The 25,802-nt window shown below is 65.0% G+C and carries 22 protein-coding genes; 4 read left to right on the top strand and 18 right to left on the bottom strand.

Features of this window, described 5'->3' with window-relative positions; genetic code table 11:
- Positions 1–7: 7 nt before the first annotated feature.
- Positions 8–3,139 carry an arabinosyltransferase domain-containing protein gene (locus tag CH273_RS08690; protein WP_032394015.1) on the bottom strand — a complete coding sequence of 1,044 codons (3,132 nt, stop codon included), beginning with the start codon at positions 3,137–3,139 and terminating at the stop codon, positions 8–10.
- Between the two features lie 119 nt (positions 3,140–3,258).
- On the opposite strand from CH273_RS08690, the gene CH273_RS08685 reads away from it, so the two are divergent.
- Entirely contained in the window at positions 3,259–4,395 is a 1,137-nt protein-coding gene (locus tag CH273_RS08685; RefSeq protein WP_230596623.1) for a hypothetical protein, read from the top strand.
- 22 nt (positions 4,396–4,417) lie between these two features.
- Here the strand turns inward: CH273_RS08685 and ilvA are convergent, their stop codons facing one another.
- Positions 4,418–5,581, bottom strand: a complete 1,164-nt coding sequence (gene ilvA, locus CH273_RS08680) for a threonine ammonia-lyase (protein WP_217901372.1) — start codon at positions 5,579–5,581, stop codon at positions 4,418–4,420.
- Between the two features lie 185 nt (positions 5,582–5,766).
- Between ilvA and CH273_RS08675 the strand changes: the two genes are divergently transcribed.
- The 3 genes from CH273_RS08675 to CH273_RS08665 are packed head-to-tail and all read left to right on the top strand — an operon-like array spanning position 5,767 to position 7,649.
- Positions 5,767–6,699: a DUF6286 domain-containing Asp23/Gls24 family envelope stress response protein gene (locus CH273_RS08675; protein ID WP_032394013.1), complete on the top strand. Its 933-nt coding sequence runs from the start codon at positions 5,767–5,769 to the stop codon at positions 6,697–6,699.
- The gene (locus CH273_RS08670) at positions 6,699–7,250 is read left to right on the top strand and encodes a hypothetical protein (RefSeq protein WP_032394012.1); all 552 of its coding nucleotides are present in this window, start codon (positions 6,699–6,701) and stop codon (positions 7,248–7,250) included. Before CH273_RS08675 ends, CH273_RS08670 begins: the two co-directional genes overlap by 1 nt.
- 24 nt (positions 7,251–7,274) lie before the next feature.
- Complete coding sequence (locus tag CH273_RS08665; RefSeq protein ID WP_143546191.1) at positions 7,275–7,649, top strand: hypothetical protein; 375 nt, start codon at positions 7,275–7,277, stop codon at positions 7,647–7,649.
- Positions 7,650–8,191: 542 nt separating this feature from the next.
- Here CH273_RS08665 and tuf read toward each other — a convergent pair.
- The 16 genes from tuf to CH273_RS08585 form a co-directional block, all read right to left on the bottom strand.
- A complete protein-coding gene (gene tuf, locus CH273_RS08660; RefSeq protein WP_008714056.1) occupies positions 8,192–9,382 on the bottom strand; it encodes an elongation factor Tu in 1,191 nt (396 codons plus the stop codon).
- Positions 9,383–9,484: 102 nt separating this feature from the next.
- Entirely contained in the window at positions 9,485–11,587 is a 2,103-nt protein-coding gene (fusA, locus tag CH273_RS08655; protein ID WP_032394010.1) for an elongation factor G, read from the bottom strand.
- 95 nt (positions 11,588–11,682) lie between these two features.
- On the bottom strand, positions 11,683–12,153 hold the full coding sequence (gene rpsG, locus CH273_RS08650) for a 30S ribosomal protein S7 (RefSeq protein ID WP_003941856.1): 471 nt from the start codon (positions 12,151–12,153) through the stop codon (positions 11,683–11,685).
- A 1-nt stretch (position 12,154) separates the two neighbouring features.
- The gene (gene rpsL / locus CH273_RS08645) at positions 12,155–12,529 is read right to left on the bottom strand and encodes a 30S ribosomal protein S12 (protein ID WP_008714048.1); all 375 of its coding nucleotides are present in this window, start codon (positions 12,527–12,529) and stop codon (positions 12,155–12,157) included.
- Positions 12,530–12,822: 293 nt separating this feature from the next.
- Positions 12,823–13,350, bottom strand: a complete 528-nt coding sequence (locus tag CH273_RS08640) for a DUF3558 domain-containing protein (protein ID WP_032394009.1) — start codon at positions 13,348–13,350, stop codon at positions 12,823–12,825.
- On the bottom strand, positions 13,347–13,865 hold the full coding sequence (locus CH273_RS08635) for a DUF3558 domain-containing protein (RefSeq protein WP_032394208.1): 519 nt from the start codon (positions 13,863–13,865) through the stop codon (positions 13,347–13,349). The genes CH273_RS08640 and CH273_RS08635 overlap by 4 nt, the downstream gene beginning before the upstream one ends.
- 14 nt (positions 13,866–13,879) lie before the next feature.
- Positions 13,880–14,401 carry a hypothetical protein gene (locus tag CH273_RS08630; protein WP_032394008.1) on the bottom strand — a complete coding sequence of 174 codons (522 nt, stop codon included), beginning with the start codon at positions 14,399–14,401 and terminating at the stop codon, positions 13,880–13,882.
- A gap of 42 nt (positions 14,402–14,443) precedes the next feature.
- Positions 14,444–15,862 carry a guanine deaminase gene (locus CH273_RS08625; RefSeq protein WP_032394007.1) on the bottom strand — a complete coding sequence of 473 codons (1,419 nt, stop codon included), beginning with the start codon at positions 15,860–15,862 and terminating at the stop codon, positions 14,444–14,446.
- 47 nt (positions 15,863–15,909) lie between these two features.
- Positions 15,910–16,533 carry a TetR/AcrR family transcriptional regulator gene (locus CH273_RS08620; protein ID WP_032394207.1) on the bottom strand — a complete coding sequence of 208 codons (624 nt, stop codon included), beginning with the start codon at positions 16,531–16,533 and terminating at the stop codon, positions 15,910–15,912.
- Positions 16,534–16,588: 55 nt separating this feature from the next.
- Positions 16,589–17,341 (bottom strand): enoyl-CoA hydratase family protein, encoded by a 753-nt coding sequence (locus CH273_RS08615; RefSeq protein WP_032394006.1) that lies wholly within the window; start codon positions 17,339–17,341, stop codon positions 16,589–16,591.
- Positions 17,341–18,501, bottom strand: a complete 1,161-nt coding sequence (locus CH273_RS08610) for an acyl-CoA dehydrogenase family protein (protein WP_032394005.1) — start codon at positions 18,499–18,501, stop codon at positions 17,341–17,343. Before CH273_RS08610 ends, CH273_RS08615 begins: the two co-directional genes overlap by 1 nt.
- Positions 18,498–20,468, bottom strand: a complete 1,971-nt coding sequence (locus CH273_RS08605; RefSeq protein ID WP_032394004.1) for an acetyl/propionyl/methylcrotonyl-CoA carboxylase subunit alpha — start codon at positions 20,466–20,468, stop codon at positions 18,498–18,500. Before CH273_RS08605 ends, CH273_RS08610 begins: the two co-directional genes overlap by 4 nt.
- A 4-nt stretch (positions 20,469–20,472) precedes the next feature.
- Positions 20,473–22,071, bottom strand: coding sequence for an acyl-CoA carboxylase subunit beta (locus CH273_RS08600; RefSeq protein WP_032394003.1), 1,599 nt, complete (start codon positions 22,069–22,071; stop codon positions 20,473–20,475).
- The gene (locus CH273_RS08595; RefSeq protein WP_032394002.1) at positions 22,068–23,216 is read right to left on the bottom strand and encodes an acyl-CoA dehydrogenase family protein; all 1,149 of its coding nucleotides are present in this window, start codon (positions 23,214–23,216) and stop codon (positions 22,068–22,070) included. Before CH273_RS08595 ends, CH273_RS08600 begins: the two co-directional genes overlap by 4 nt.
- On the bottom strand, positions 23,213–24,907 hold the full coding sequence (locus tag CH273_RS08590) for an acyclic terpene utilization AtuA family protein (protein ID WP_032394001.1): 1,695 nt from the start codon (positions 24,905–24,907) through the stop codon (positions 23,213–23,215). The genes CH273_RS08595 and CH273_RS08590 overlap by 4 nt, the downstream gene beginning before the upstream one ends.
- Positions 24,904–25,716, bottom strand: coding sequence for a TIGR03084 family metal-binding protein (locus tag CH273_RS08585; protein ID WP_032394000.1), 813 nt, complete (start codon positions 25,714–25,716; stop codon positions 24,904–24,906). Before CH273_RS08585 ends, CH273_RS08590 begins: the two co-directional genes overlap by 4 nt.
- Positions 25,717–25,802 lie beyond the last annotated feature (86 nt).

Raw genomic sequence — 25,802 nt, 5'->3', positions numbered from 1 at the left:
GTAGAGATTAACCGGTCTTGATCGGACCGGGCGTCCACAGACCCGAACGCTGCACCTCTTCTGCTGTGATCTGCGCCGCCTGCGCCGATTCGTCGTACGGGGTGTACTGCTCGATCGAACCCCAGTCGCGGTCCCAGTCGCCGGACAGGTACGACGGGATGGTGCGGGCGGAGGCAACGATGTCGATCCACCCGAGCGGCCCGCCGCCGAAGTGGTCCTGCCATGCGTTGGTGATGACGGCACCGCTGCGGTCCGGCAGTACCCGGTACTTCGGAATTTCGGCAACCCCGAGGCGATGGTCGAACGGATGCTGGCACGGGAAGTTGAACCCGACCTCCCAGTCGAGCATCACCGGAGCGTCACGGCCGACGACCTCGTTCAGCGTCTGAGTACGCGGAACTCGGGGCGGCGTGATCGCCAACCACTGGTCGGGATCGCGATCGGTGTCGGAGAGCACCAGGCGAATCATGTTGGTGCCGGCCGGAATCCGATCCATGGGTACACGCAGGTTGCGCCAGGACGGTGTCGGACCGATGTCGATGGGCGTCACCCGCCCCTGCGCCTGCCCGTCCACTCCGTACTCGAGTTCGAGGCTCTGCCCGTAGGTGACGATGCCGTCGGAGTCCACCGAGCGGATGCGTCCGGCAGCGGCGATGGAGATCAGGTCGCCCGGATCGGCGGGCAACGCGTACCAGCCGGTCGTCAGTGTGGCGGGGGTGTCGGACCCGAACGAGCCGAGCACCGGCACGGACTCCGGATCGAGGCCGTACGGCAGTGCGCTGCCACCGGTTCCGGCACCGGTGGTCGACGCCGGCTGCTGTTGCTCCTCGGTGTCGACGGTGTTCGAGGTACCCGATGCCGACGCCTCCTTGTCGGCCGTCAGATCACCCGCAACGCCGTTCGGGGTGAATCCGTCGTTCTCGGCACCCAGCGCGGCGAATGCGTCGCCGCTCACCGGTTGCAGCACATCGGCATTGGGGTCGGTTTCGAGCAGTACGTCGTTGGCGAGACCGCACGTGTTCCCGGCCAGCGCGGAGAGGTTCGATTTCGCGATCGAGTACGACGGCCATTGCGCCACCGCGCCTTTGGCCATCGATGCCACGGCCAGCAGCACCGTCAGAGCGGCCGCCACCGCGATCGGCGGCACCGACCACCAACGTGCCATCGGAGTGTCGGTGCGCACATAGGGCGCACGAAGATGGAACCAAACCGCTGCGAGCAACAGCAGCAGGGTCAGGCCGAGGAACATGGTCGAGATGCCCAGGCCGGCAACGAGGATCGGCTTGTCCCAGAACGGAACTCCCCACGCCGATACGTACCAGTAGCCGTTGGTTCCGGTGAACACGACGGCCAGCAGAAACGAGACCGCAGCAGCGAACAGGAGTCGGTTGCGTCGCGAACGCAGCACCGCGGCACCGGTCGCCACCGCTGCCAGTACTGCAACCGATGCGGCGAGTCCGGCGAAGACACCGAAGTGGTGGGTCCACTTGGTGGGGGTGATCATCATCAGGGCCATCGCGCCGACGGTGATGCCGACGATCCGCCGTGCCGGACCCGTTGCGGTACCGGGGATCTTGCCGCCCTTGCGCAGCATCGCCACGACCACTGCGATCAGCGAGACGATCATGACGAACACCCCGAAGCGACGCGCGAGCGAGCCGTCGATGTCCAGGTTCATCAGCCACTGGTAGCGCAGGTACTCGTCGAACCAGGCCTGGCTCGGACCGGCCGCATTGTGCACACGCTGCATCTCGAGCATGCCCGCCACGGTCTGGTTGCCGAACGCGAACACCAATACAACCGTGCCCGACGCGACCAACGGGGCGAGCAGCGTCACCGCTCCCAGTGTCGTGCTGCCCGGTGTTCGATAGCCCAAGTCACGCGCGCGGGCGACGACGATCTGCAACACCGGTCGAGCCCCGGCGATCAACGGCGCGAAGCAGATGAATCCGGAGGGTCCGCACGTGACCGTCAACGCCGCGATCAGAATCGCCGCGGCTGCGGGCAGCAACCTGCGGGTGGCGATCGAGCGCTCCACCGAGCACCACGTCAGCAACACTCCGAGCGCCACGAACGGCTCCGGGCGCAAGCCGTTGTTGTACGGCAGCCAGAACGCGAGCATCACCAGACCGCCGGTCCACAGCGCCGTCCTCGACGCGCGAGGTGCCGCACCGAGCCGCGGGATCACCTCACGGCTGATGACGAGCCATGCCACGACAGCGCAGATCAGCGTCGGCAACCGCATCCACACGCTGGCCGTAGAGACGTGCGAGAGGAGGGTGAACATGTCGTACAGCGGTGTGCCGAAAGGTGTCTCGGGAACCCCGAAGTAGCGGAAGTAGTTGGCCATGTACCCGGCGTGATCGGCCGTGCGCGCCATGCCCAGCTGGTAACCGTCGTCGGAGGTGTTCGCACCGATGAGGTGCCACACCAGCAGGGTCCCGATCACCACGCCGTCGGCCACGCCGAACGTCCACCATCGACGAGGGAGGAAGCGTCGCGCGCGCCTGCCGTCGGACAGGTCGAGGCGGTGCAGCGCCACCAGCGAGATGCCTGTGGCGAGCACACCGACGATCATCGCGAACCACTTCAGCGCGCTCGGGGTCGACGAGAATCGACTGTCGAGCTGGGCTGTCAGCGTGAGGCCGTCGACGGTGCCTCGAAGATCGCTGAAGACTCCGACCAGCTGCGGCCGAACATCGCCCTCGCGAGTGGTGGTCTCGACGTCGGTCAGCCCGACCGTGGTCGCCGTACCGTTCGAGGTGATCGTCAACGCGCAGTCGGTCAGTTCGGAGACCGGCTTCTCGAGGAGGACCGAATCACGCAACGTCACCTTCAGTTGCGATGCCTCACCGCCCGTCACCTCGGCAACGAGACCGTAGCGATAGGCGTCGGGCGATCCCTTGGGCGAGGTCGACAACAACAGACCGCCGCCGGGCAACTGTTCGACGGCAGCACACGGAATCGTCGCGTCGACGCCGATGGGGGTGTAGCCGACGAGCGGAGCTTCGACGCTGCCGATCGTCTCACTCTGCGGCCAGGTCAGGGAGGACTGCTGTTGCTCGATCGGCAGCAGCGGTATCGCGATCGTCAACAGGATTCCCAGGACAGCGGAGACGATCGCGACGAGCCGAGCCATGCAAATATCTCCCACCGATGTCCTGGTTCAAGTCGCTGCTCAAGCTACCAGCCGGTCCTGAAGGGGCCCGTCGAGACGAATCCGGTCTGGACAACTCTCCCTGTGGCACACTCTCCACCGTGATCAGCCCGATGGCGGTGCATGTCGAAGGCACCGACGCCGACCGCATCACCGCGCGAATAACGACTCCGTCGGGTGTCGAGACTCGAGTGACGACGGAGTCCAATTATTCGCTCGACCATTCCGCCACCCCCTGGCTTCCGCCGCTCCTGACGGCCGGAATGCGCAAGGGTTGGGACATCACGTTCGACGGCCCCGTGGATTCGACCGCACTTCGAGGTGCATCCGGGGCTCAGAAGGTCTTCCTCGACTGGTATCCCCAGCGTTTTCGAGAAGTGTCGATCTCCGCCGAACCCGGCCGAGTCGCCACCGGCGCGACAGGAGTGGGGTGCTTCTTCAGCGGCGGCGTCGACAGCTTCTACTCGGCGATCACGGAATCGGATCGCATCACTCACCTGATCTTCGTGCACGGTTTCGACATCGATGTCGACGACGAGAACCTGGCGGCCAGAGCCTCGGCCGCAGCCAGGGAGTCGGCGGCGGAGTTGAACAAACCGTTGATCGAGGTCAAGACCACGATGAGGTCGGCCTTCGGCGACCGACTACCGCTCGACTGGGGATACGACTTTCACGGTGCCGCATTGGCGCACGTCGGTCTGGCGTTGTCGCAACACCTGAGCACTGTCATCATCCCGTCGTCGAACTGCCGCGAGGAACTCACACCGTGGGGCTCTCATCCCGACCTCGACCCCTTGTGGTCGAGTGGCACAGTCGAGTTCGAGCACCACGAACTCGAACTGCACCGTCTGGGCAAGATTCGTCGGATCGGCGAGAACCGGACCGCGATGAACCATCTGCGGGTCTGCTGGGAGAACCTCGACGGAGCCTTCAACTGCGGCAGGTGCGCCAAATGCGTTCGCACCCGGATCGGGTTGGCGGCCGCAGGCGCACAGTGCACGACGTTCCCCGAGATCATCGATGTACGCGCTGTTCGTCGAATGGATCTGAGAAGCCGCGATCGCGGCTACCTGAGAACCGCACTCGCCGCGATGGACGCGTCCGGTGTCACCGACCTCGACCTGCAGCGGGCCGTGCACACAGCGATTCGACGAAGCTACTGGACACCGGCCCTGTTCTTCATGCGTAGCGCAGGTTCACGTGTCGGCCAGGTGATCCGTCGAAGCCTGCGTCGTTGAATCGGCCGTCTCGATAACCGGGTCAGTTCTCGACATGCACCGCGTAGCCGGCCGCACCCAAGGCATCGAGCACCGACCCTCGGTGGTCGGGTCCGCGGGTCTCGACGGTCAACATCACGTCGACCTCCTCGAGCCCCAGGCGTCCGCCGGTACGGGAGTGGACGACGTCGACGACGCTGGCCCCGGCGTCACGCACCACTCCGAGTACGCCGGTGAGTCCGCCCGGCTTGTCCGAAATGGTCACGCGTACAGCGAGATAACGTCCACCTGCCCGGAGACCGTGGGTGATCACGTGGGTGAGCAGCAGCGGGTCGATGTTCCCGCCGGAGAGGACGGCACACACGGAGCCGGTCAATCCGAGTTCGTCCGCGGAATGCGTCATCAGCGCTGCCACCGCCGCGGCACCCGCCGGCTCCACGATGAGTTTCGCTCGCTCGATGCACAGCACCAACGCGCGAGAGAGCGCATCCTCGCTCACGGTCACCACGTCGTCGACCCAGCCCTGAACGTGATCGAACGGCACCGATCCGGGCAGGCCGATCGCGATGCCATCGGCCATCGTCGACATCGATGTCAACGCGATGGGATGGCCCGCCTTCAGCGACGCCGGCCATGCGGCAGCACCCTCGGCCTGTACCCCGACGATCCTGATATCGGGTTTGGTCAGCTTGACCGCCGCGGCGACGCCGGCCAGCAGTCCCCCACCGCCGGTGGGAATCACGATGGTGCCGACGTCCGGCATCTGTTGGAGCAGTTCGGTACCGAGCGTCGCCTGCCCCGCGACGATGTCGAGATGGTCGAACGGATGAATGAGAGTGGCACCGGTGCGTTCGGCGAACTCCCGCGCCGACTTCAGTGCCTCGTCCACCGTGTTGCCCACCAGATGAACCGTTGCGCCGTAGGCCTTGGTGGCGACGAGCTTGGGTAGCGACACTCCGACCGGCATGAACACTGTCGAGTCGATCCCCACCTGCGACGCCGCCCAGGCGACGCCCTGCGCATGATTGCCGGCACTGGCCGCGACGACCCCGCGTGCACGCTGCTCGGCGTCGAGCCGGGCGATGCGGTTGTACGCCCCGCGCGGCTTGAACGATCCGGTGCGCTGCAGGTTCTCGCACTTGAGGCGCACCTCGTGGCCGGTGAGGTCCGACAGAATTCGCGAGGCCACCACGGGGGTCCGGCGCATGACCGGCTCCAGCAGCTCCTCGGCCGACGCAATATCCGACGCGGTCACCCGCACAATTTCCGACACGGTGGCAGTATGCCAGGAACAATTACTCTCGTGACATCATCCGCAGACGGTCGTCACTACAGTTGTGGAGCGCGTGCCGCACCACAGCGACCCGCGACCGGCGCAAAGGACTCTCGGTGATGACGCAGGCTGGATCCGACGAGGTCGACGACGGCCTCGAGATGCGTGGCAGCGTCGAGATCAAGGATCGGGCCATTTCTCGGACCGCCATCGCGGCGGCACTGAAGGATCCTCGGGTCACGCGCACCACCGGCGGCTTCTCGCGACTGACGGGTCGAGAACTCCCCCGCGCCGACGTCACCCTCGGCGAGGACACGATCGCAGTCAACCTCTACATCGGTGTGACCTGGCCGTCGCAGATCACCGAGGTGACCGAGTCGGTGCACGCCACCGTCGAGGCCGCGTTGGCGACGATGACGGGACTGCACGTGCATCGAGTGAACGTCCTGGTATCGGACGCCACACTGGACACCGGTTCCTCGTCGATCTCGGATACCGAAGAATCGCAGGCGATTCCACCTCGTCCACCCACGGCCGGGCCCGCCGCGATGCCGGTGGCACTGTTGTTGGGATTCGCGCTTCTCGGTCTCGCCTTCGTCGCCGGGAGGGAGTTCCTGATCGCGCACGGCCACCTCGGCGGACGTCGATGGATCGCCGACGCTGTGTCCTGGGCAGCCGGATTGCACTGGCAGAGTTGGATGATCGCCGCCGCGATCGCCGCCGTCGTCGCCGGGCTGATCCTCGTGTTCATCGGGGTCAAGCCGCGGACGAAGACGCATTCCGGCCTGGGCGCGTCCACGGTCTGGGCCACAGCCACGGATATCGCCCGATTGTGCAGTGCTGCAGCGCAGTCCACGCGCGGAGTGGTGGACGCCCACACCGTCGTCACGCGTAAGAAGATCGAGGTGCGAGTCGAGCGGGATGCTGCTTACGGTGCCGACCGTGTAGACGTCGACGTGCGCGAGGCACTTGCTCCGACACTGTCGGTTGCTGCGGGCGGGCGACGCCTGACGGTGAAGCAGTCGGTGGCAGCTCCGACGAGGGTGTCGTGATGAAGACGTTCGTCGCCGGTGTCGATCGACTGCTCGCGATCGTGGCCGGGGTGGGGTTGATCGCAAGTGGCGGACTCGCGCTTGCCTGGCACTACGACGTCCCGTGGGCGCGAGAAACGCTGTCTCGCTTCGACCGTGCTCGAATTTCGGAACTACCGGAACAGGGCTGGTGGGTGCCGACGCTGGCTGTGGCTGTCTGCATCGCAGTGGTCGTGGCGCTGCTCCTGTTGATCGGCAACTTCTCTCCACGCACGACCGGAACAGCAAGCGTCATCGAGGAGCCCCATTTCTCGGCGCACGTGGATCTGAGCGCCATCGCCACGGGCGTCGCCGCCGAGTTGGCCGAGTTCCCCGGTGTTCGACGCGCCCGCGGTACGGCGATCGACGATCGAGGGATGCCCACTGTTGCTGTATCCGTCTATGCTGCAGCAGATTTCGATGTCGTCGCGTTCACCGCCCGAGCCGAATCACGAGCCGCCTTCGTGGCCGAATCACTCGCCGATACACACGTCGCCACCCGCATTCAACTGCACGTCGACAAGCGAGGGTAACGGTCCGATCGGTATGGTTGCGTCATGGTTGCAACGACGCGCAGTAGGTTCGAGCGATGGTCCGGCGGAATGCCACTCGCCGTGCCCGTGGCATTCGGAACCGTACTGCTGATCGCCACAGTGTCATCGAAGCTCGGTGGCAGTTCGGTTTTCTTCTTCGCTCCCCTCGCCTTCGTCACCTCGGGAACGATGATATGGCTCAGATCGCGCCGTGATCCCCATCGTGTCGACGCAACACACGTTGCCGTCGGGTCGGGTCTGCTGGTGGGATGCGGCGTCGTCGTCGCCGCGTGTGGTCTCGCAGGCGGTCTGATGCTGGACTCACCGACGTTCTGGGCGTCCATAGCCATCGTTGCAGCCATCGCGGCACCGATCAGCGCAGGTATCGGTCCGTTCTAGTGCCTGTTCGCCTAGAGCCATCGACTGCTTGTGTCCCACGTTTCGGTTGCGCAGTGCCGTCGGTCCCAATCGGTGTAATCGGCAGCAATGATCAGCCGCAGGAACTTCGGCCACGAATCGCGATGCCGGGCTGCATCTTTCCGCGCGGAGTGTTCACTGTCGGTTCGACGACCATGACTTGCCGCAGCCTCGGCCCTGATATTCGCTCACGACACCGCGGCGTACTCGGTCTTGATCAGGCGCCCTCCGCTTCGGCAGACCACGGCGGTGAATGAACCACTGCATACGTCTGACCGCGACAAGGGTCCATTGACGCACGGAGGGTGACACACCTCGGGCCGCGTCAATGGACCACAGCATACGTCTGAGCGGTGCAAGGGTCCATTGACGCACGGAGGGTGACACACCTCGGACCGCGTGAATGAACCACTGCATACGTCTGAGCGGTGCAATGGTCCATTGACGCCAATGGGCGGGCACACGCAAAAGCGGCACCCACCCTTTCGGGTGAGTGCCGCTTCGGTACAGCTGGTGGAACTAGATCACTTGATGATCTTCGTGACGCGACCAGCTCCGACGGTACGACCGCCCTCACGGATTGCGAAACGCAGGCCGACATCCATGGCGACCGGCTGGATCAGCGTGACGGACATCTCGGTGTTGTCACCGGGCATGACCATCTCGGTGCCCTCGGGAAGGGTCACGACGCCCGTAACGTCCGTGGTGCGGAAGTAGAACTGCGGGCGGTAGTTGTTGAAGAACGGCGTGTGGCGGCCGCCCTCGTCCTTCGAGAGGATGTAGGCGTTGCCCTCGAACTCCGTGTGGGGAGTCGTGGTGCCCGGCTTGATGATGACCTGTCCACGCTCGACGTCTTCGCGCTTGATGCCACGAACGAGGAGGCCGACGTTGTCGCCTGCCTGACCCGAGTCGAGCAGCTTGCGGAACATTTCGATTCCGGTGACGGTGGTCTTGGTCGAGCCGGGGCGGATGCCGACGATCTCGACCTCTTCGTTGACGTTGACCGAGCCGCGCTCGATACGTCCGGTGACCACGGTGCCACGACCGGTGATGGTGAAGACGTCCTCGACGGGCATGAGGAACGGCTTGTCGGTCTCACGGACGGGGTCCGGCACGGAATCGTCGACGGCCTGCATGAGCTCCAGAACCGACTCGCCCCACTTCTCGTCACCCTCGAGTGCCTTGAGTGCGGAGACCTTGATGACCGGTGCGTCCTCGTCGAACTCCTGCGAAGCGAGGAGCTCGCGGACCTCCATCTCGACGAGCTCGATGATCTCGTCGTCGTCGACCATGTCGGCCTTGTTCAGTGCGACCAGAATGTACGGGACACCGACCTGGCGGGCGAGCAGCACGTGCTCGCGGGTCTGCGGCATCGGGCCGTCGGTTGCTGCAACGACCAGGATTGCGCCGTCCATCTGTGCCGCGCCGGTGATCATGTTCTTGATGTAGTCGGCGTGACCCGGTGCATCGACGTGCGCGTAGTGGCGCTTCTCGGTCTGGTACTCGACGTGGGAGATGTTGATCGTGATACCACGAGCCTTCTCCTCCGGAGCCTTGTCGATCTGATCGAAAGCCGAGGCCTCGTTCAGGTCCGGGAACTTGTCGTGCAGAACCTTGGTGATTGCAGCCGTCAGCGTCGTCTTACCGTGGTCAACGTGACCGATGGTGCCGATGTTGACGTGCGGCTTCGTCCGATCGAACTTCGCCTTCGCCACTGTGTGTCCTCCTGGACTGATCTGTGCCGGCCCCGACGGGGCAAGCACGCGTATGTGTTGTTACTTATTACAGGTCGAGCGTGGTCCAGCAGCTGAAGAGAGTTACTCTCCGGTCGCCTTCGCGATGATTTCCTTCGAGACGTTCGCAGGAACTTCTGCGTAGGAATCGAAGACCATGGAGTAGTTAGCGCGGCCCTGCGTCTTCGACCGAAGGTCTCCGATGTAGCCGAACATCTCCGACAGCGGAACCAATGCCTTGACGATACGGGCACCGCTGCGTTCCTCCATGGCCTGGATCTGACCACGGCGGGAGTTCAGGTCGCCGATGACCTCACCCATGTAATCCTCGGGAGTGATGACCTCGACGGCCATGACGGGTTCGAGGATGACGGGGCTGGCCTTGCGAGCAGCTTCCTTGAACGCTTGTGAGCCGGCGACCTTGAAGGCCATTTCCGACGAGTCGACGTCGTGGTACGCACCGTCGAGCAGTGTGACCTTGACGTTGACCAGGGGGTATCCGGCGAGAACACCGTACTGCATGGCGTCCTGAGCACCTGCGTCGACCGAGGGGATGTACTCCCTGGGCACACGACCACCGGAGACCTTGTTCTCGAACTCGTAGGTCGCACCGTCTTCGCCCTCGAAAGGCTCGAGCTTGATGATGACCTTCGCGAACTGGCCGGAGCCACCGGTCTGCTTCTTGTGGGTGTAGTCGTGCTTGTCGACCGTCTTGCGGATGGTCTCGCGGTACGCGACCTGCGGCTTGCCGACGTTGGCCTCGACCTTGAACTCGCGACGCATACGGTCGACGAGGATGTCGAGGTGCAGCTCGCCCATTCCGCCGATGACGGTCTGGCCGGTGTCCTCGTCCAGCTTCACCGAGAAGGTGGGATCCTCTTCGGCGAGCTTCTGGATCGCTGTTCCCAGCTTCTCCTGGTCGGACTTGGTCTTCGGCTCGATCGAGACCTGGATGACCGGGTCCGGGAAGCTCATGGACTCGAGGATGATCTGGTTCTGCGGATCGCAGAGCGTGTCACCCGTCGTGGTGTCCTTGAGGCCGATGACGGCGTAGATGTGACCGGCAGATGCGGTCGCGATCGCGTTCTCCTTGTTGGAGTGCATCTGGAAGAGCTTGCCCAGACGCTCCTTCTTGCCCTTGGTCGAGTTGATGACCTGAGCGCCGGAGTCGACCTTGCCCGAGTACACCCGGACGTAGGTCAGCTTGCCGAAGAAGGGGTGGGTCGCGATCTTGAACGCGAGAGCTGCGAACGGCTCGTCTGCGGACGGCTTGCGAGTGATCTCCTTCTCCTCGTCGCCGACGGCGTGTCCGATGGTCTCGGCAACGTCGAGGGGAGACGGGAGGTAGTCGATGACCGCGTCGAGCATGGGCTGAACGCCCTTGTTCTTGAACGCGGATCCACACAGGATCGGGTACAGCTCGCTGTTGACCGTCATCTTGCGGATGGCGCCCTTGATCTCGTCGACCGTGAGCTCTTCGCCGCCGAAGTGCTTCTCCAGAAGCGCTTCGTCGGACTCGGCGACGGTCTCGAGCAGCTGGGTGCGGTACTCGTCCGCGCGCTCCTTGAGGTGTTCCGGGATCTCCTGGATCTCGTACTTCTCGCCGAGCTTGGTCTCGCCACTCCACACGAGAGCCTTCATCTGCACGAGGTCGATGACGCCCTCGAAGTCGTTCTCTGCGCCGATGGGCAGCTGGATGACCAGCGGCTTGGCACCGAGACGATCGATGATGGTCTGCACGGTGTAGTAGAAGTCCGCGCCGAGCTTGTCCATCTTGTTGACGAAGCAGATGCGCGGTACGTCGTACTTGTCGGCCTGACGCCAGACCTGCTCGGACTGCGGCTCGACGCCCTCTTTGCCGTCGAACACTGCGACTGCGCCGTCGAGGACGCGGAGCGAGCGCTCCACCTCGACGGTGAAGTCGACGTGACCGGGGGTGTCGATGATGTTGATCTGGTTGTCGTTCCAGAAGCACGTCGTGGCAGCAGAGGTGATCGTGATGCCACGCTCCTGCTCCTGCTCCATCCAGTCCATGGTGGCTGCGCCATCGTGAACTTCACCGATCTTGTACGAGATACCGGTGTAGAAGAGGATGCGTTCGGTAGTGGTGGTCTTGCCGGCATCGATGTGGGCCATGATGCCGATGTTGCGGACCTTGTTGAGGTCGGTCAGCACGTCCTGTGCCACGAGTTAACCCGCCTTGGTGTTGGAAGAGGTATTGCCTGAGCTGATCAACGCTCCGGCGGCATCGGATAGTTCCGGATGCCGCCCGAGCGAGGAGATCACCAGCGGTAGTGGGCGAACGCCTTGTTGGCTTCGGCCATCTTGTGAGTGTCTTCGCGGCGCTTCACAGCGGCACCGAGGCCGTTGCTGGCGTCGAGCAACTCGTTCGCCAGACGCTCGACCATGGTCTTCTCGCGACGAGCGCGCGAGAACGTGACCAGCCAGCGCAGTGCCAGCGTGGTGGAGCGGCCGGGACGAACCTCGACGGGCACCTGGTAGGTGGCACCACCGACGCGACGGCTGCGAACCTCGAGGGCCGGCTTGACGTTGTCGAGTGCACGCTTGAGCGTGACGACGGGGTCGGTGCCGGTCTTCTCGCGAGCCTGCTCGAGCGCCTGGTAGACGATGCGCTCTGCGGTCGACTTCTTGCCGTCGAGGAGGATCTTGTTGACGAGCTGCGTGACCAACGGCGATCCGTAGACCGGGTCGTTGATCAGCGGCCGCTTGGGTGCTGGGCCCTTGCGTGGCATATCAGCTCTTCTCCTTCTTGGCTCCGTAGCGGCTGCGAGCCTGCTTGCGGTTCTTGACACCCTGGGTGTCGAGCGAACCGCGGATGATCTTGTAACGCACACCCGGGAGGTCCTTCACACGACCACCGCGAACGAGCACCATCGAGTGCTCCTGCAGGTTGTGACCCTCACCGGGGATGTATGCGGTGACCTCGACCGAGGAGGTCAGGCGAACACGCGCGACCTTACGGAGAGCGGAGTTCGGCTTCTTGGGGGTGGTGGTGTACACGCGAGTGCACACACCACGGCGCTGGGGACTGCCCTTGAGGGCAGCGGTCTTCAGTTTCGCAACCTTGTCGGTGCGTCCCTTACGGACCAGCTGGTTGATCGTTGGCATGAACCGGCTTTCTTCGTGTCGATAAACAGGGATCTAGCAGTTGGAGCAAGAGAACACTGCTCCTCACCCGGTACTGCTGCTGCTCCAGTACTGCTACCGCGGGTCTCTTGCACCCCGCGGTCGGGTGTGTCGCATACCCCCACACGTCCAGCCGGTTGCGCGCTCTTGGAGCGAACGTGCGCACGGCTGTACCTCGCATAGGCACACAAACGGTCCGGGCAGGCCGGACACGACCCATAACGATACCCGGCGGCGTGACCTCGGGTCAAAACACCCCTCGCGTGGGTACGCGATCAACGACTGAGGTTCAGCGTGAGATCGGCGAGCTTCGCGGCGGCCTGGCACGGATCGGGATGGGCGGCGTCCGGCCGGTACTGCACCCACCATCCGAAGATGCCGTCCCGATCCGCCCCGGCCGAGACGCCACACGACGCGGAGTCGTCGGGACGCTGGGCCTGGATTGCCTTGCGGCCCTGCACCGTTGTGTCGGTGACGGTGTACATCATCTTCTCGTCGGCGGCTCGTTCGGCCGCCAGAGTTCCGGACTCGAACCAGTTGAACGTGACCTTCACCGTGCCTGCGGATCCGACGAGATCCCACCGGCAGATGGCCCCGAAGAAGCCGCGAGCGATGGCGTCGGCACCGGTGGTATCGCGGATCTGGTCGTCGGAGACGGCGTCGCACTCGGTCAACAAGTCGGTGAATTCTCGGCCACCGGACCCACCGAAACTCGCCGGCCGCGGCGTGCCTTGCACGGTCTGAGAACAGCCTGCGACGAGCAGCAGGGTCGCTGCGGCGGCGAGGACGCGTCGGATTCTCATTGCTTGCGCTCCACTGTCAATGCCGCCAGCTCGTTTCCGACCTCGCACGGCGGGCGCGCCGCAGGTTGGTCGGAGTACGTGATGGACCAATGGAAGAAGTCGTCGCCGAACTGCACCCCGATCTCGCACAACGCACCCTGCTCGGCCTCGAAGCCGGGGTTGCCGTCGATCTCGATGTCCTTCGCCGGACGGCCGATCAGCTCGGAACCGGCGCGTTCGCGTCCGATGGGGCTGCCGCGATACCAGGAGAAGCTGACACCCGGTCCGCCGAACCCGACCGTCTCCCACTGGCAACCGACGGAATTACGGGTGATCTGAGCGAACGGGCCCGCGCCGAACGCGGACTGCACCTCGGCGTCGGTGATCGATCCGCATTCGCCGAAGAAGGGACCGGGCTCGTATGCCGCGGTGGTCGGGGCTGTGTCCTCCGGCGGCGCAGCGTCGTCTTCCGCCCCGCCGCACCCGGCGATCAGCACCGCTGTTGCCGCCACGACCATCGCGAACCGTCTCGTCATCCAGTGGCTCACATCTACGGGGCCGAGAATCCGCCGACGCCCGGAATGTCGAACAGAATGCCGGAGGCCAGAACCTGAGCGGTGAACAGAATCGGTCCGCTACCGGTGTCTGCGACGACCGGGCCCGAAGGCACGAACACGCCGTTTCCCTGCTGGCAGATCGGTGCGTTCACCGACCCGGTGCGTCCGTTGGCGATGTTGACGAAGTCCACCTGCAGGCTGGCGAAGTTCTGGTAGGACGCGCAGATCCGCGGCTCGGCGGCGCGGCCCCAGATGTGGGTCTGTCCCGGCGTGTCGGTGCTCGCGACCTCGATCGTGCCGATCCACTGATCCGGAACGACGAGTCCGCCGACGGTGACGCCGAGGTTGGGGATCTGCAGGACGGGGACCGAAACCGGTCCGGGCGGGGGCGCGTTCTCGATGGGTGCGGACGGCGCATCGGCAGGCGGTTGGGCCTGTGCGACCGGCGCGAGGGCCATGGTGCTCACAGCCGCGAATGCAGCTGCGAGTAGACCGAATCGAGTCAGACGAGCCATACCTGTGTGTCTCCTGATCCTGTGGACGCGAGTCGCCATACGTTACCGCGAAGCGGCGAGCTTCCGGCCCCGGACGTAGACGCCGACGATGGCGGGTTCGCGCATCGCCATCAGCAACGCGAACAGGGTCTGATCGCGGGCGAGCTCGGGATCGTCGGCGCGGACACCGTGGTCGACGGCCACCGCGAGCTGCGGCCATGCGGACGGATCGACCACGACGAAGTCGGCTTCCTTACCCGCGTCGAAATTGCCGATCCGGTTCTCCATGTCCAGCGCTCGGGCTCCGGCGAGTGTTCCGGTGAACAGCAGTTCGGCCGGATGCAGCGACAGACCCGCGTCGCCCGGCTCGGAGATGTGCACCTTAAACGCATCGGCGAGAACCTGCGGCAGCAGCCACTCGTCACCACCGCCGAAGTCCGAACCGATGGCGATGTTCACCCCGGCGGCGACGGTTCGCTGCCACGGCATCGTGCCCGAGCCCAGAAACTGTTGCGAGGTGGGACAGTGCGCGACGGAGGTGCCTGTCTCCGCCATTCGCGCGAGTTCGACGTCCTGACAGTGCACCGCGTGAGCCAGGATGGTGCGCCGACCCAGGAAGCTCTTTCCGCCGACCTGCGAGCCCGGCAGGAACTTGCCGTCGTAGGTGTCGAGGTACGTGTCCACACCGTAGGCGTTCTTGGTGGCGTCGATCTCTCCGGTTCCCGGCCGGTTGTTCTCGTTGAGGTGTGTGTGGAAGTAGACACCTCGTGCGCGGACGGAATCGTAGAGCTCACCCAGGTTCTTCAGCGTCTCCGTCGTCACCGACAGCGAGAACCGCGGTACGACGGCCACGTGCAGCATCGCCGTGTCGACGTCGCCGGTGTCGGCTGCGTGCCATTTCTCGATCTCCTCGGACACCAGCCGGATGGCCTCGTCCTCACCGGTGATCAGGGCCTGCGCCGACGCCGGTCCGGTGGTCTGGACCCCGCGTCCGCTGACGATCCGCAGTCCGTGCTCGAGCGTCTCGGCGAACAGCGAATCCTGCGCGTGCGGGAACGCCGATCCGAACACCATCGCCTGCGTCGTTCCGGCTCGGATGCGCGCGGCGCAGAAGTCTCGGGCCGCAGCGGCGGCGAACTCCGGATCGGCGAAGCGGGACTCCGACGGGAATATGCAGGTGTTCAACCATTCGAGCAGTTGCCCGCCGCCGTAGGAATCTCCGGCGTAGGTCTGCGGGAAGTGGATGTGAGTGTCGACGAAACCGGGCAGCAGATACCCCGGTCGGTGATCGACCACCGGGACCTGCGCGAATCCGGTTGAGAGAGAATCGAACTCGCCGCAGAACTCGATCGTCCCCTCACCCGACACCACGAGCGCACCGTCGGGAATCGACACCAACGCGGCTGCCGCGTCCGTCACCGTGGGCGAGCCTGCGACGTGGAAAATATGGCCGCGGTACACGCGTGCGATTTCGGAAGTCACCCGCCAGACTCAAGCACAGGTTGCGCAGTGCTGCAGACCGTGTGGGTCTAGAGCGCTCCCGCCGGAGCTGCGGACAGCCGAGCGTTCAACGACGCATCCAGTACCTCTGCCCACGAGCGCACGACCTCGGCTCGTCGTCGTGCGTCGTCGGTCAGGACATCGGCCAGACCCAATCCACGCGCGAGGTCGAGGGTCGCCTGGACGAGACGGTGCGAGACGGGATCGTTGTCGTCGACACCGAGGTTCTCGACGGCCATCTGGTGGGCACGGCGACCGAACCGCTCTTCGAGAGGGACGATCCGATCGCGCAACTCGGGGTCGGCCGATGCCGCCGTCCAGACCTGAAGTGCCGCTTTGAACATCGGTCCGGTGTAGTACTCCACGAGCCGCTCCACCACCAGTTTCGTCCGGCCGGGGCCCGCCGGAATCTCCTGCGCCTCGCGGCGAGCACTGTCCATCCGAGTGTCGAACATGTACTCGAGTGCTCCGGTGATCAGGTCCTCACGCGTCGGGAAGTGGTGTTGGGTCGCGCCGCGGGACACGCCGGCACGTTCGGCGACCACGCCGACCGTCGTTGCACCCCAGCCCTGCTCCGCGAGCGAATCGATCGTCGCCTCGAGCAGTCGCTGACGCGTGACCCTGCTGCGGTCCTGCTTGGGCTCGCGCGCCATCACCATCGCCGTACTCCCTCCTACCGACGCTCGGCCGACCTATTTCTCGACCGCTCTACTTTTCGGCCGCCCAGGACGGTGGCCTCTTCTCCAGAAAGGACATCATCCCCTCTCGGGCCTCGTCGGACGCAAACAACCTGGCCGATTGCTCGGCGACGGCCGACCCGCGTTCGTAGATCTCGCGCCGGATCGCGGCCGTGGTGAGGAGCTTCGACTCGGCCAGGCCCTGCGGCGAACACTTCCGAAACATGATCATGTAGTCGGCCACCGCTGCCGCGGGAACGGCGTCGGCCACGGTGACCAGACCGATCGCCTCGGCGGTGGCACCGTCGAACGTCTCCCCGGTGAGAAAGTAGCGACTCGCTGCCCGGGAGCTCAGTCGCGGCAGCACGGCCACCGAGATGACCGATGCGGCCAGGCCGAGGCGAACCTCCGTCAGCGCGAACGAACTCTGGGGTCCGGCCACCGCGATATCGCACGCCGCGACCAGCCCCATCCCGCCGGCCCGCACATGTCCGTCGATCTGCACGACGACGGGTTTCGGGGTGTCGATGATCAACCGCATCAGGTCCAGCATCTGCCTGGTGCGCAGTTCCGGCGACGAGCCGGCCTCTCGGAGGTCGGCTCCGGCGCAGAACGTGGTGCCGGTGTGGCCGAGCACGATCGTTCTGACGTCGTCGTCGTGCGCCGCAGCGATGAGTCCCGCCGTCAGCTCCTCGACCAACACCGACGACAGCGCGTTCCGATTCTGCGGCGAATCCAACGTCAAATACGCCGTGTCCTTGCTCGATTCGACGAGAACGGCCATCAGTAGCTTCTCGGCAGTCCGAGCGAGTGCTGGCTCACGAAGTTGAGGATCATCTCCCGACTCACCGGCGCGACACGGGCGATGCGGGCGGCCCCGAGCATCGCAGCCAACCCGTACTCACTGCTCAGGCCCGCGCCACCGTGGGTCTGAATCGCCTGATCCAGTGCCTTGATACTGGCCTCGGCCGCAGCGTATTTCGCCATGTTCGCCGCCTCGGCAGCGCCGAAGTCGTCCCCGGAGTCGTAGAGCACCGCGGCCTTCTGCATCATCAGCTTGGCGAGTTCGAGTTCGATCTTGCACTGCGCCAACGGATGAGCGAGACCCTGATGTGCTCCGATCGGCGTCTTCCAGACGGTGCGCTCGTTGGCGTACTTGACGGCCGCGTCGATTGCGTACCGACCCATACCGACAGCCATCGCGGCACCGAGAATGCGCTCGGGGTTCAGTCCCGCGAACAACTGCATCAGGGCGGCGTCGGGCTCACCGACGAGTGCCTCGGCGGGAAGCCGAACGTCGTCGAGGAACAGCACGAACTGATGATCGGGCTCGACGATGTCCATCTCCATCTGCGTCTTCTGCAGCCCCGGAGCGTCGGTGGGCACGATGAACAGGGCCGGCTTGAGCTTGCCGGTCTTGGAATCTTCGGTCCGCGCGACGATGAGGACCGCGTCGGCCTGATCGACACCGGAGATGTAGATCTTGTTGCCCCTCAACAACCACTCGTCGCCGTCGCGACGCGCCGTGGTGGTGATCTGGTGCGAGTTGGATCCGGCGTCGGGTTCGGTGATGCCGAAGACCATGATCTTGGACCCGTCGGCGAGGGCGGTGAGCCACTCCTGCTTCTGATCGGGCGTGCCGTACTTGCCGATGATGGTGCCGCAGATGGCCGGGCTGACCACGACCAGCAGCAGACCGGCACCGTGCGCGGCCAGTTCTTCCTGCACGAGCGCGAGTTCGTAGATGCCTGCGCCACCGCCGCCGTACTCCTCGGGCAGATTGACGCCGAGGAAACCGAGCTTGCCCGCCTCGTTCCACAGTTCGGTCAGCGGCTCACCCTTGCGCGCCTTGGGCAGAACGTAGTCGATGTAGTTGTAGCGCTTGCCCAGTGACGAGACTGCGTTACGCAGTCCCTTCTGCTCTTCGGTCTCGATGAAACTCATGATTGTTCTGCTCCTTCGGTTACCACGGCCAGCACTGCGCCGACTTCGACCTGTTGACCTTCTGTGACGTTCAGTTCGGTGAGCACACCGTCCGCGGGTGCGGTCACCGTGTGTTCCATCTTCATCGCCTCGAGCCACAGGATCGGCTGCCCGGCCGTGACTGTATCGCCCTGCGCAGCAGCGATTCTGATGACACTGCCCGGCATCGGTGCGAGCAAGGAACCGGCCGCGACCTCGTCGGTCGGATCGGTGAACCGCGGGGCCTTGATCAACCCGACCGGGCCCAGTGCGGAATCGACGAACACGTCCGATCCGTAGCTGCTCACCTGAAAGATGCGACGGATTCCGTTGTCGTCGAGCGTCACCGAGGTCGGCGTGTACTCGACCAGTTCGATGCGATCGAGTTCGACGCCTCCCACCGAGGAGGTGAGTCCGCTGCGTCCGATCGAATATTCGACGGTGATGTCGTTGTACGTCTTGCGCTGCGGTTGGGACCGGAGATTGCGCCAGCCGCCTGGCAATCCGCGATTCACGCGGGCGTTCCGGACGTTGCTCGCAGCATCGGCCAATGCCGCTGCGAGTGCGGACAACTCCTGGGCGCGGCCCTGTGCGATCGGCTGAGCCAGGACATCGAGCCCGTGCGTGTCGAAGAAGGCGGTGTCGGTGTCCCCGGCCAGGAACGCCGGGTGTCGCAGGATGTTGACCAGTAGATCGCGATTGGTCTTCAGACCGTGAACGGTGGCCTTCTGCAACGCTTTCGCCAGCAAGTTCGCTGCCTGATCCCGCGTCGGCGCGAACGAGATGACCTTCGCGAGCATCGGGTCGTAGTGGGTTCCCACCACACTGCCGGTTTCGACGCCGGAGTCCACTCTGATGCCGGACTTGTCCAGCACCTCGAACTGCGCACCGGGGATCTCGAATCGGTGCACGGCACCGCTCTGCGGCTGCCAGTCATGAGCCGGATCCTCCGCGTAGAGGCGAACTTCGATGGAGTGTCCGCGGGTCTCCGGCTGCTCGGCGGGCAACCGCTCCCCCGCGGCGACCCCGATCTGCAGGGCCACCAGGTCGAGTCCGGTCGTGCACTCGGTGACCGGATGCTCCACCTGCAGGCGCGTGTTCATCTCCAGGAAGAAGAAGTTGCCCTTCTCGTCGGCGAGGAATTCGACGGTGCCTGCACCCTCGTAGCCGATGGCCTCGGTGGCCAAGGTCGCCGCATGGAACAGCTTCTCGCGCATGCCGTCGATACGTTCGACGAGCGGCGACGGTGCCTCCTCGACGACCTTCTGATGCCTGCGTTGGATCGAGCACTCACGCTCGCCCACCGTCCACACCGTGCCGAATCGGTCCGCCATGACCTGCACTTCGATGTGTCGGCCGGTCTCGATGTACCGCTCCACGAACACCGTTCCGTCGCCGAATGCCGAGAGTGCCTCGCGCCCGGCCGCTTCGAGCTCCGAGTCCAGGTTCTCGAGGTCGCGCACGATGCGCATGCCGCGCCCGCCTCCGCCTGCGGAGGCCTTGATCAGCACGGGCAGTTCGTTCTCGGTGACCGACTCGGGATCGAGCTGGGTCAGCACCGGTACTCCGGCGTCGGCCATCATCTTCTTGGACTCGACCTTCGAACCCATCAATTCGATCGCCTTGACCGGCGGCCCGATCCACGTCAGGCCGGCGTTCTGCACCTGCTGTGCGAAATCGGCGTTCTCGGAGAGGAATCCGTAACCCGGGTGCACGGCGTCGGCTCCGGCGTGTACCGCAGCGGCGATGACGAGCTCGCCGCGCAGGTAGGTCTCGGCCGAACTGTTGCCGGGCAGACGGACGGCCGCATCGGCCTCCCGCACGTGCGGGGCATTCGCGTCGGCGTCGGAGAAGACCGCGACCGTGTCGATGCCCTCGGCGCGGCAGGTGGTGAAGACGCGTCGGGCGATTTCGCCGCGGTTGGCTACCAGAACGGACGTTATGGTCATGGCTTCACATCCGGAAGACACCGAAGTTGGCGGTGCCTTCGATCGGGGCGGTGGCGATGGCCGACAGGCACATTCCCACCACCGTGCGGGTATCACGGGGGTCGATGACGCCGTCGTCGTAGAGGCGTCCGGAGAGGAACATCGGCATCGACTCGGCCTCGATCTGGCCTTCGATCATCGCGCGCATTCCGGCATCGGCCTCGGCATCGAACGCTTGGCCTCGGGCCTCGGCGGCGGCGCGTCCGACAATCGAGATGACACCTGCGAGTTGCGCGCCGCCCATGACGGCCGACTTGCTCGACGGCCACGCGAACAGGAACCGCGGATCGAATGCCCGTCCGCACATGCCGTAGTGACCGGCACCGTAGGACGCACCGAGCAGAATGGAGATGTGCGGCACCGTGGAGTTGGACACGGCATTGATCATCATCGCTCCGTGCTTGATCATCCCGCCCTCCTCGTACTCCTTGCCGACCATGTAGCCGGTGGTGTTGTGCAGGAACAGCAGTGGGGTGTTCGACCGATTGGCCAGCTGGATGAACTGCGTCGCCTTCTGCGATTCTTCACTGAAGAGCACACCGCGGGCGTTGGCCAGAATGCCGATCGGATATCCGTGCAGCTCGGCCCATCCGGTGACCAGCGATCCGCCGTACATGGGCTTGAACTCGTCGAAATCGGAACCGTCGACGATACGGGCGATGACCTCGCGCGGGTCGAACGGGATCTTCAGATCCGTGGGAACGATGCCGAGCAGATCTTCTGGGTCAGCCAACGGCTCGATGACCTCGGCGCGAGGCTCCAGGCCCTTCTTCTTCCAGTTCAATCGGGAGACGATGCTGCGTCCGATGCGGATGGCGTCCTGCTCGTCGACGGCGAAGTAGTCTGCGAGACCGGACTTTCGGGCGTGCATCTCGGCCCCGCCGAGCGACTCGTCGTCCGAGTCCTCGCCGGTGGCCATCTTCACCAGCGGCGGTCCGGCGAGGAAGACCTTGGAACGTTCCTTGACCATGACGACGTGATCGGACATGCCGGGGATGTACGCCCCGCCTGCGGTGGAGTTACCGAACACCAACGCGATCGTGGGGATGCCCGCCGCCGAGAGCTGCGTCAGATCACGGAACATGCGACCGCCGGGGATGAACACCTCCTTCTGCGTCGGTAGATCGGCTCCACCGGATTCGACCAACGAGATCACCGGGAGCCGGTTCTGCGTGGCGATGTCGTTGCCGCGGAAACCCTTCTTCAGCGTCCAGGGGTTGCTGGCTCCGCCGCGTACCGTCGGATCGTTGGCGACGATGAGGCACTCGACCCCGCAGACGACGCCGATGCCCATGACGGTGCTGGCTCCGACGGGAAAGTCGCTGCCCCAGGCCGCGAGTGGACACAGTTCGAGAAATGCCGAGTCCTCGTCGATCAGCAGCTCGATGCGTTCGCGGGCGAGGAGCTTGCCACGCTTCTTGTGGCGCTCGATGTACTTCTCACCGCCGCCGAGCAGAGCCTTCGAGTGCTCGGCGTCGATCTCGTCGAGCTTGGTGTTCATCGCGTCGACATTCCCGGAGAACTGCTCCGAGGCCGTGTCCAGCGTGGACTTCAGCACGCTCATGCCTGATACCCCAATCGTTTTGCTGCCAGCCCGGTGAGAATCTCGGTGGTGCCACCGCCGATGCCGAGGATGCGCATGTCGCGGTACTGCCGCTCGACCTCGCTCTCGCGCATGTAGCCCAACCCTCCGAAAAGCTGCACTGCCTGATTGGCGACCCACTCTCCCGACTCGACGGCGGTGTTCTTCGCGAAGCACACCTCGGCGATGAAGTCCTGGTTCTCCTGCAGGGACCGCTCGACGAGGGATCGGGTGTAGACACGTGCGATGTCGATCTTTCGCGCCATCTCGGTGACGGTGTTCTGCACCGATTGCCGTGCGATGAGCGGCTTTCCGAAGGTCTCACGGTCCCGAACCCACTGCAGCGTCAGATCGAGGCATCGCTGCGCGCTGGCGTAGGCCTGGGCCGCGAGCGCAATGCGCTCGGTGAGAAACGCCTGCGCGATCTGCGCGAAACCACTGTTCTCGGCACCGACGAGGTTGGCGACGGGAACACGGGCGTCGACGAACGACAGCTCAGCGGTGTCCGATGCGCGCCACCCCATCTTGTCGAGCTTGCCGGTGACCTCGAACCCGGGTGTGCCCTTCTCGATGACGAGCAACGAGACACCGGCTGCACCCTCGCCTCCGGTGCGGACGGCGGTGACGACGAAGTCTGCTCGGCATCCCGAGGTGATATAGGTCTTGGATCCGTTGACGACGTAGTGCTCGCCGTCCTTGACCGCCCTCGTCCTGAGGTGGCCGACGTCGGAGCCGCCACCCGGCTCGGTGATCGCGAGCGAGCCGATCTTCTCCCCCGCCAGCGTGGGCCGCACCCACTTCTCGATCTGGTCGGCGTCACCCGCTGCAACCAAGTGCGGCAACGCGATTCCGCTGGTGAACAACGATGCGAACAGGCCACCCGACGCTCCGGCCTGATGCATCTCCTCGCAGATCACGACCGCGTCGGCCAGATCTCCACCGTCGCCGCCGACCTCCTCGGGGAAACCTGCGCCGATCAACCCCAGAGCGGCCGCCTTCTTGTGCAGCTCACGCGGTATCTCGCCGTCGGTCTCCCACTGATTCATGTGCGGAGCGATGTCCTGCTCGACGAAACTGCGGACGGTCTTTCGAAGCTGCTGACGCTCCGGCGTCGTCCAGATACTCATGTGAAGTCTCCTTTGAATGCCAGGGTTTCGGGGATGTCGATGTACCGCGACCGCAGCCACTCGCCCAGTCCCTTGGCCTGTGGATCGAATCGGGCCTGCGATGCCACGCCCTGTCCGAGGATGCCCTCGATGACGAAGTTGACGGCCCGCAGATTCGGCAGTACGTGCCGGGTGACGGTGAGCGGTTCTGCCTCGGGAAGCATCTGCTTCAGGGTCTCGACCGTCAATGCATGGACGAGCCAGACGAATTCGTCGTCGGTGCGCACCCAGACTCCGATGTTGGCGTTGCCGCCCTTGTCTCCGCTTCGTGCCGCGGCGACGGTGCCGAGTGGGAGCCGGATGGTCGCCTCGGCCGCTCGCGGTGCCGGTAGCGCCGGTTCTGCGAGGGGCTCGAGTGCCCGCGTCTCGGTCGACGGTGCGACGGCGCGCTCGGTGCCGTCGGCCAGGTGCGCGACGTGCGGTACCTCGGCTACGTCGACGAAGCCTGCGGTGAAGACTCCGTACGGGGCTCCGTTCCCGGGTGGCGCGGTGACCGAGAACCCCGGATAGCTCGCCAGTGCGAGTTCGACTGCCACCGCGGAGAACTGACGTCCGACGGCGTCGGGGTTGCTGTCGCGGGCGACGCAGCGCAGCAGAGCACTGGCCGTCTCCTCCGTCTCGGCATCGGGCTTGTCGGTGCGTACAAGCGTCCAGTCCAGCTCGGTCGGCCGCGCCGGGAGCCAGGACTCGAACTGACGCTGTGCCAGTGCGGCTTTGGCTTCGATGTCCAGTCCGGTGAGCACCATGGTGAATTCGTTGCGGAAGCCGCCGAGCGCATTGAGCGAGACCTTGTAGGTGGGCGGCGGCGCTTCGCCGGTCACACCGGTGATGGACACCCGATCGCTGGATTCCTGCGTCAGGATCGCTGAGTCGATCCGTGCGGTGACGTCAGGGTTCGCGTAGCGGCCGCCGGTGATTTCGTACAGCAACTGGGCAGTCACGGTGCCGACGCTGACAGCACCGCCCGTGCCCTCGTGCTTGGTGATGACGGACGATCCGTCGGACTCGATCTCGGCGATGGGGAAGCCGGGACGGGACATGTCGGCGATCTCGGTGAAGAAGGAGTAGTTGCCGCCCGTCGCCTGTGTTCCGCATTCGATGACGTGCCCGGCGACGACGGCCCCCGCCAATGCGTCGTAATCGGCTGCAGTCCAGCCGAAGTGAGCCGCCGCAGGTCCGACGATGACACTGGCGTCGGTGACGCGCCCGGTGACGACGACGTCCGCCCCGGAGCTGAGGCATTCCACGATGCCCCACGCGCCGAGGTAAGCATTTGCGGTCAGCGGGCTGCCGAGGCCGAGTTCGGCCGCTCTGCCGAGGAGGTCGTCGCCGTCGACGTAGGCGATCTTCGCGCCGGAGTCCAGCTTCTCCAATGCCTCGGCCAGGCCGCGGGGGTTGAGTCCGCCTGCGTTGGCAACGATCTTGACACCCTTGTCCAGTGCCAATCCGAGGCAGTCCTCTGCTTGGCGCAGAAAGGTTTTGGCGTAGCCCCGGGTCGCGTCCTTCATCCGATCGCGGCCGAGGATGAGCATCGTCAGCTCGGCGAGGTAGTCGCCCGTGAGGTAATCGAGTTCGCCGCCCTCGAGCATCTCGCGCATCGCGGACAGCCGGTCTCCGTAGAAGCCCGAACAGTTGCCGATTCGTACGGTCATGCTGTCTCTCGTCCTGACTGTGGCCGTCCGGCCCCGGGAGGGCCTGCGAAGGCTTGGGCGATGGTGATCCAGTGCGCGCCGTCGGTTCCCTCGGCGCGGATGTCGAGGTCGTCGCGGTGGGCGCGCTGGGTGACGAGGAGGCAGAAGTCGAGGGCCGGTCCGCTCACGCGTTGGGCAGCGTTCTCGGGCCCCCACGTCCAGAGCTCACCCGACGGTGCGGTGAGCTCGATGCGAAACGGTTCGGTGGGCGGAGCCTGATCGTTGACGGCGTAGGCGAAATCCCTTGTCCGGACGCCGATGTGCGCGACGCCGCGAATTCTGTCGGTGGCGACGCGGGTGACGCCCAGTGCGTCGGCGACATCCTGCCCGTGCGCCCAGGTCTCCATCAACCGTGCTGTGGCCATCGACGCGGCGCTCATCGGGGGTCCGAACCAGTCGATCTTGGTCCCCGACGGCACCTGCACGAGAGCATCGGTCATCGCGTGGCGTCGGGTTCGCCATTCGCTCAGCAGGTTCGGGTTACGAGATTCTTCCTCGGCGGCCTCGTCGACGAAGCCGGTGGGGTTCTCCCATGCCTTCTTCAGGGTGAGAGCGAACTCCTCCTTGGCCTCGATATCGCCGGACGCTGCGGACGTAGTTCGCTCCGCGACGTGATCGGTCCAGGAAAGATGTGCGATCTGGTGCGCGACGGTCCAGCCCGCGGCCGGTGTCGGTGCCGCCCATTGCTCCGGGGTCAGTTCGGCCACGAGTGCGTCGAGGTCGTTGCCCTCGGCGCGTAGGTCGTCGACGAGAGGGTCGAGGTCTGCCATGAGCCCAGCTTCACAGGAGGTCCTGAAAAAAGCAAGCACGCTTGCTTGTTAATTCGTAACCTTACGTTCGCTTGCCGTCTCTACGG

The organism is Rhodococcus sp. 05-339-2 (assembly GCF_002258965.1).
GTDB lineage: Bacteria > Actinomycetota > Actinomycetes > Mycobacteriales > Mycobacteriaceae > Rhodococcoides.
Note: the sequence above shows the minus strand (reverse complement) of the source record. Positions and strands in the feature narration are given on the sequence as shown.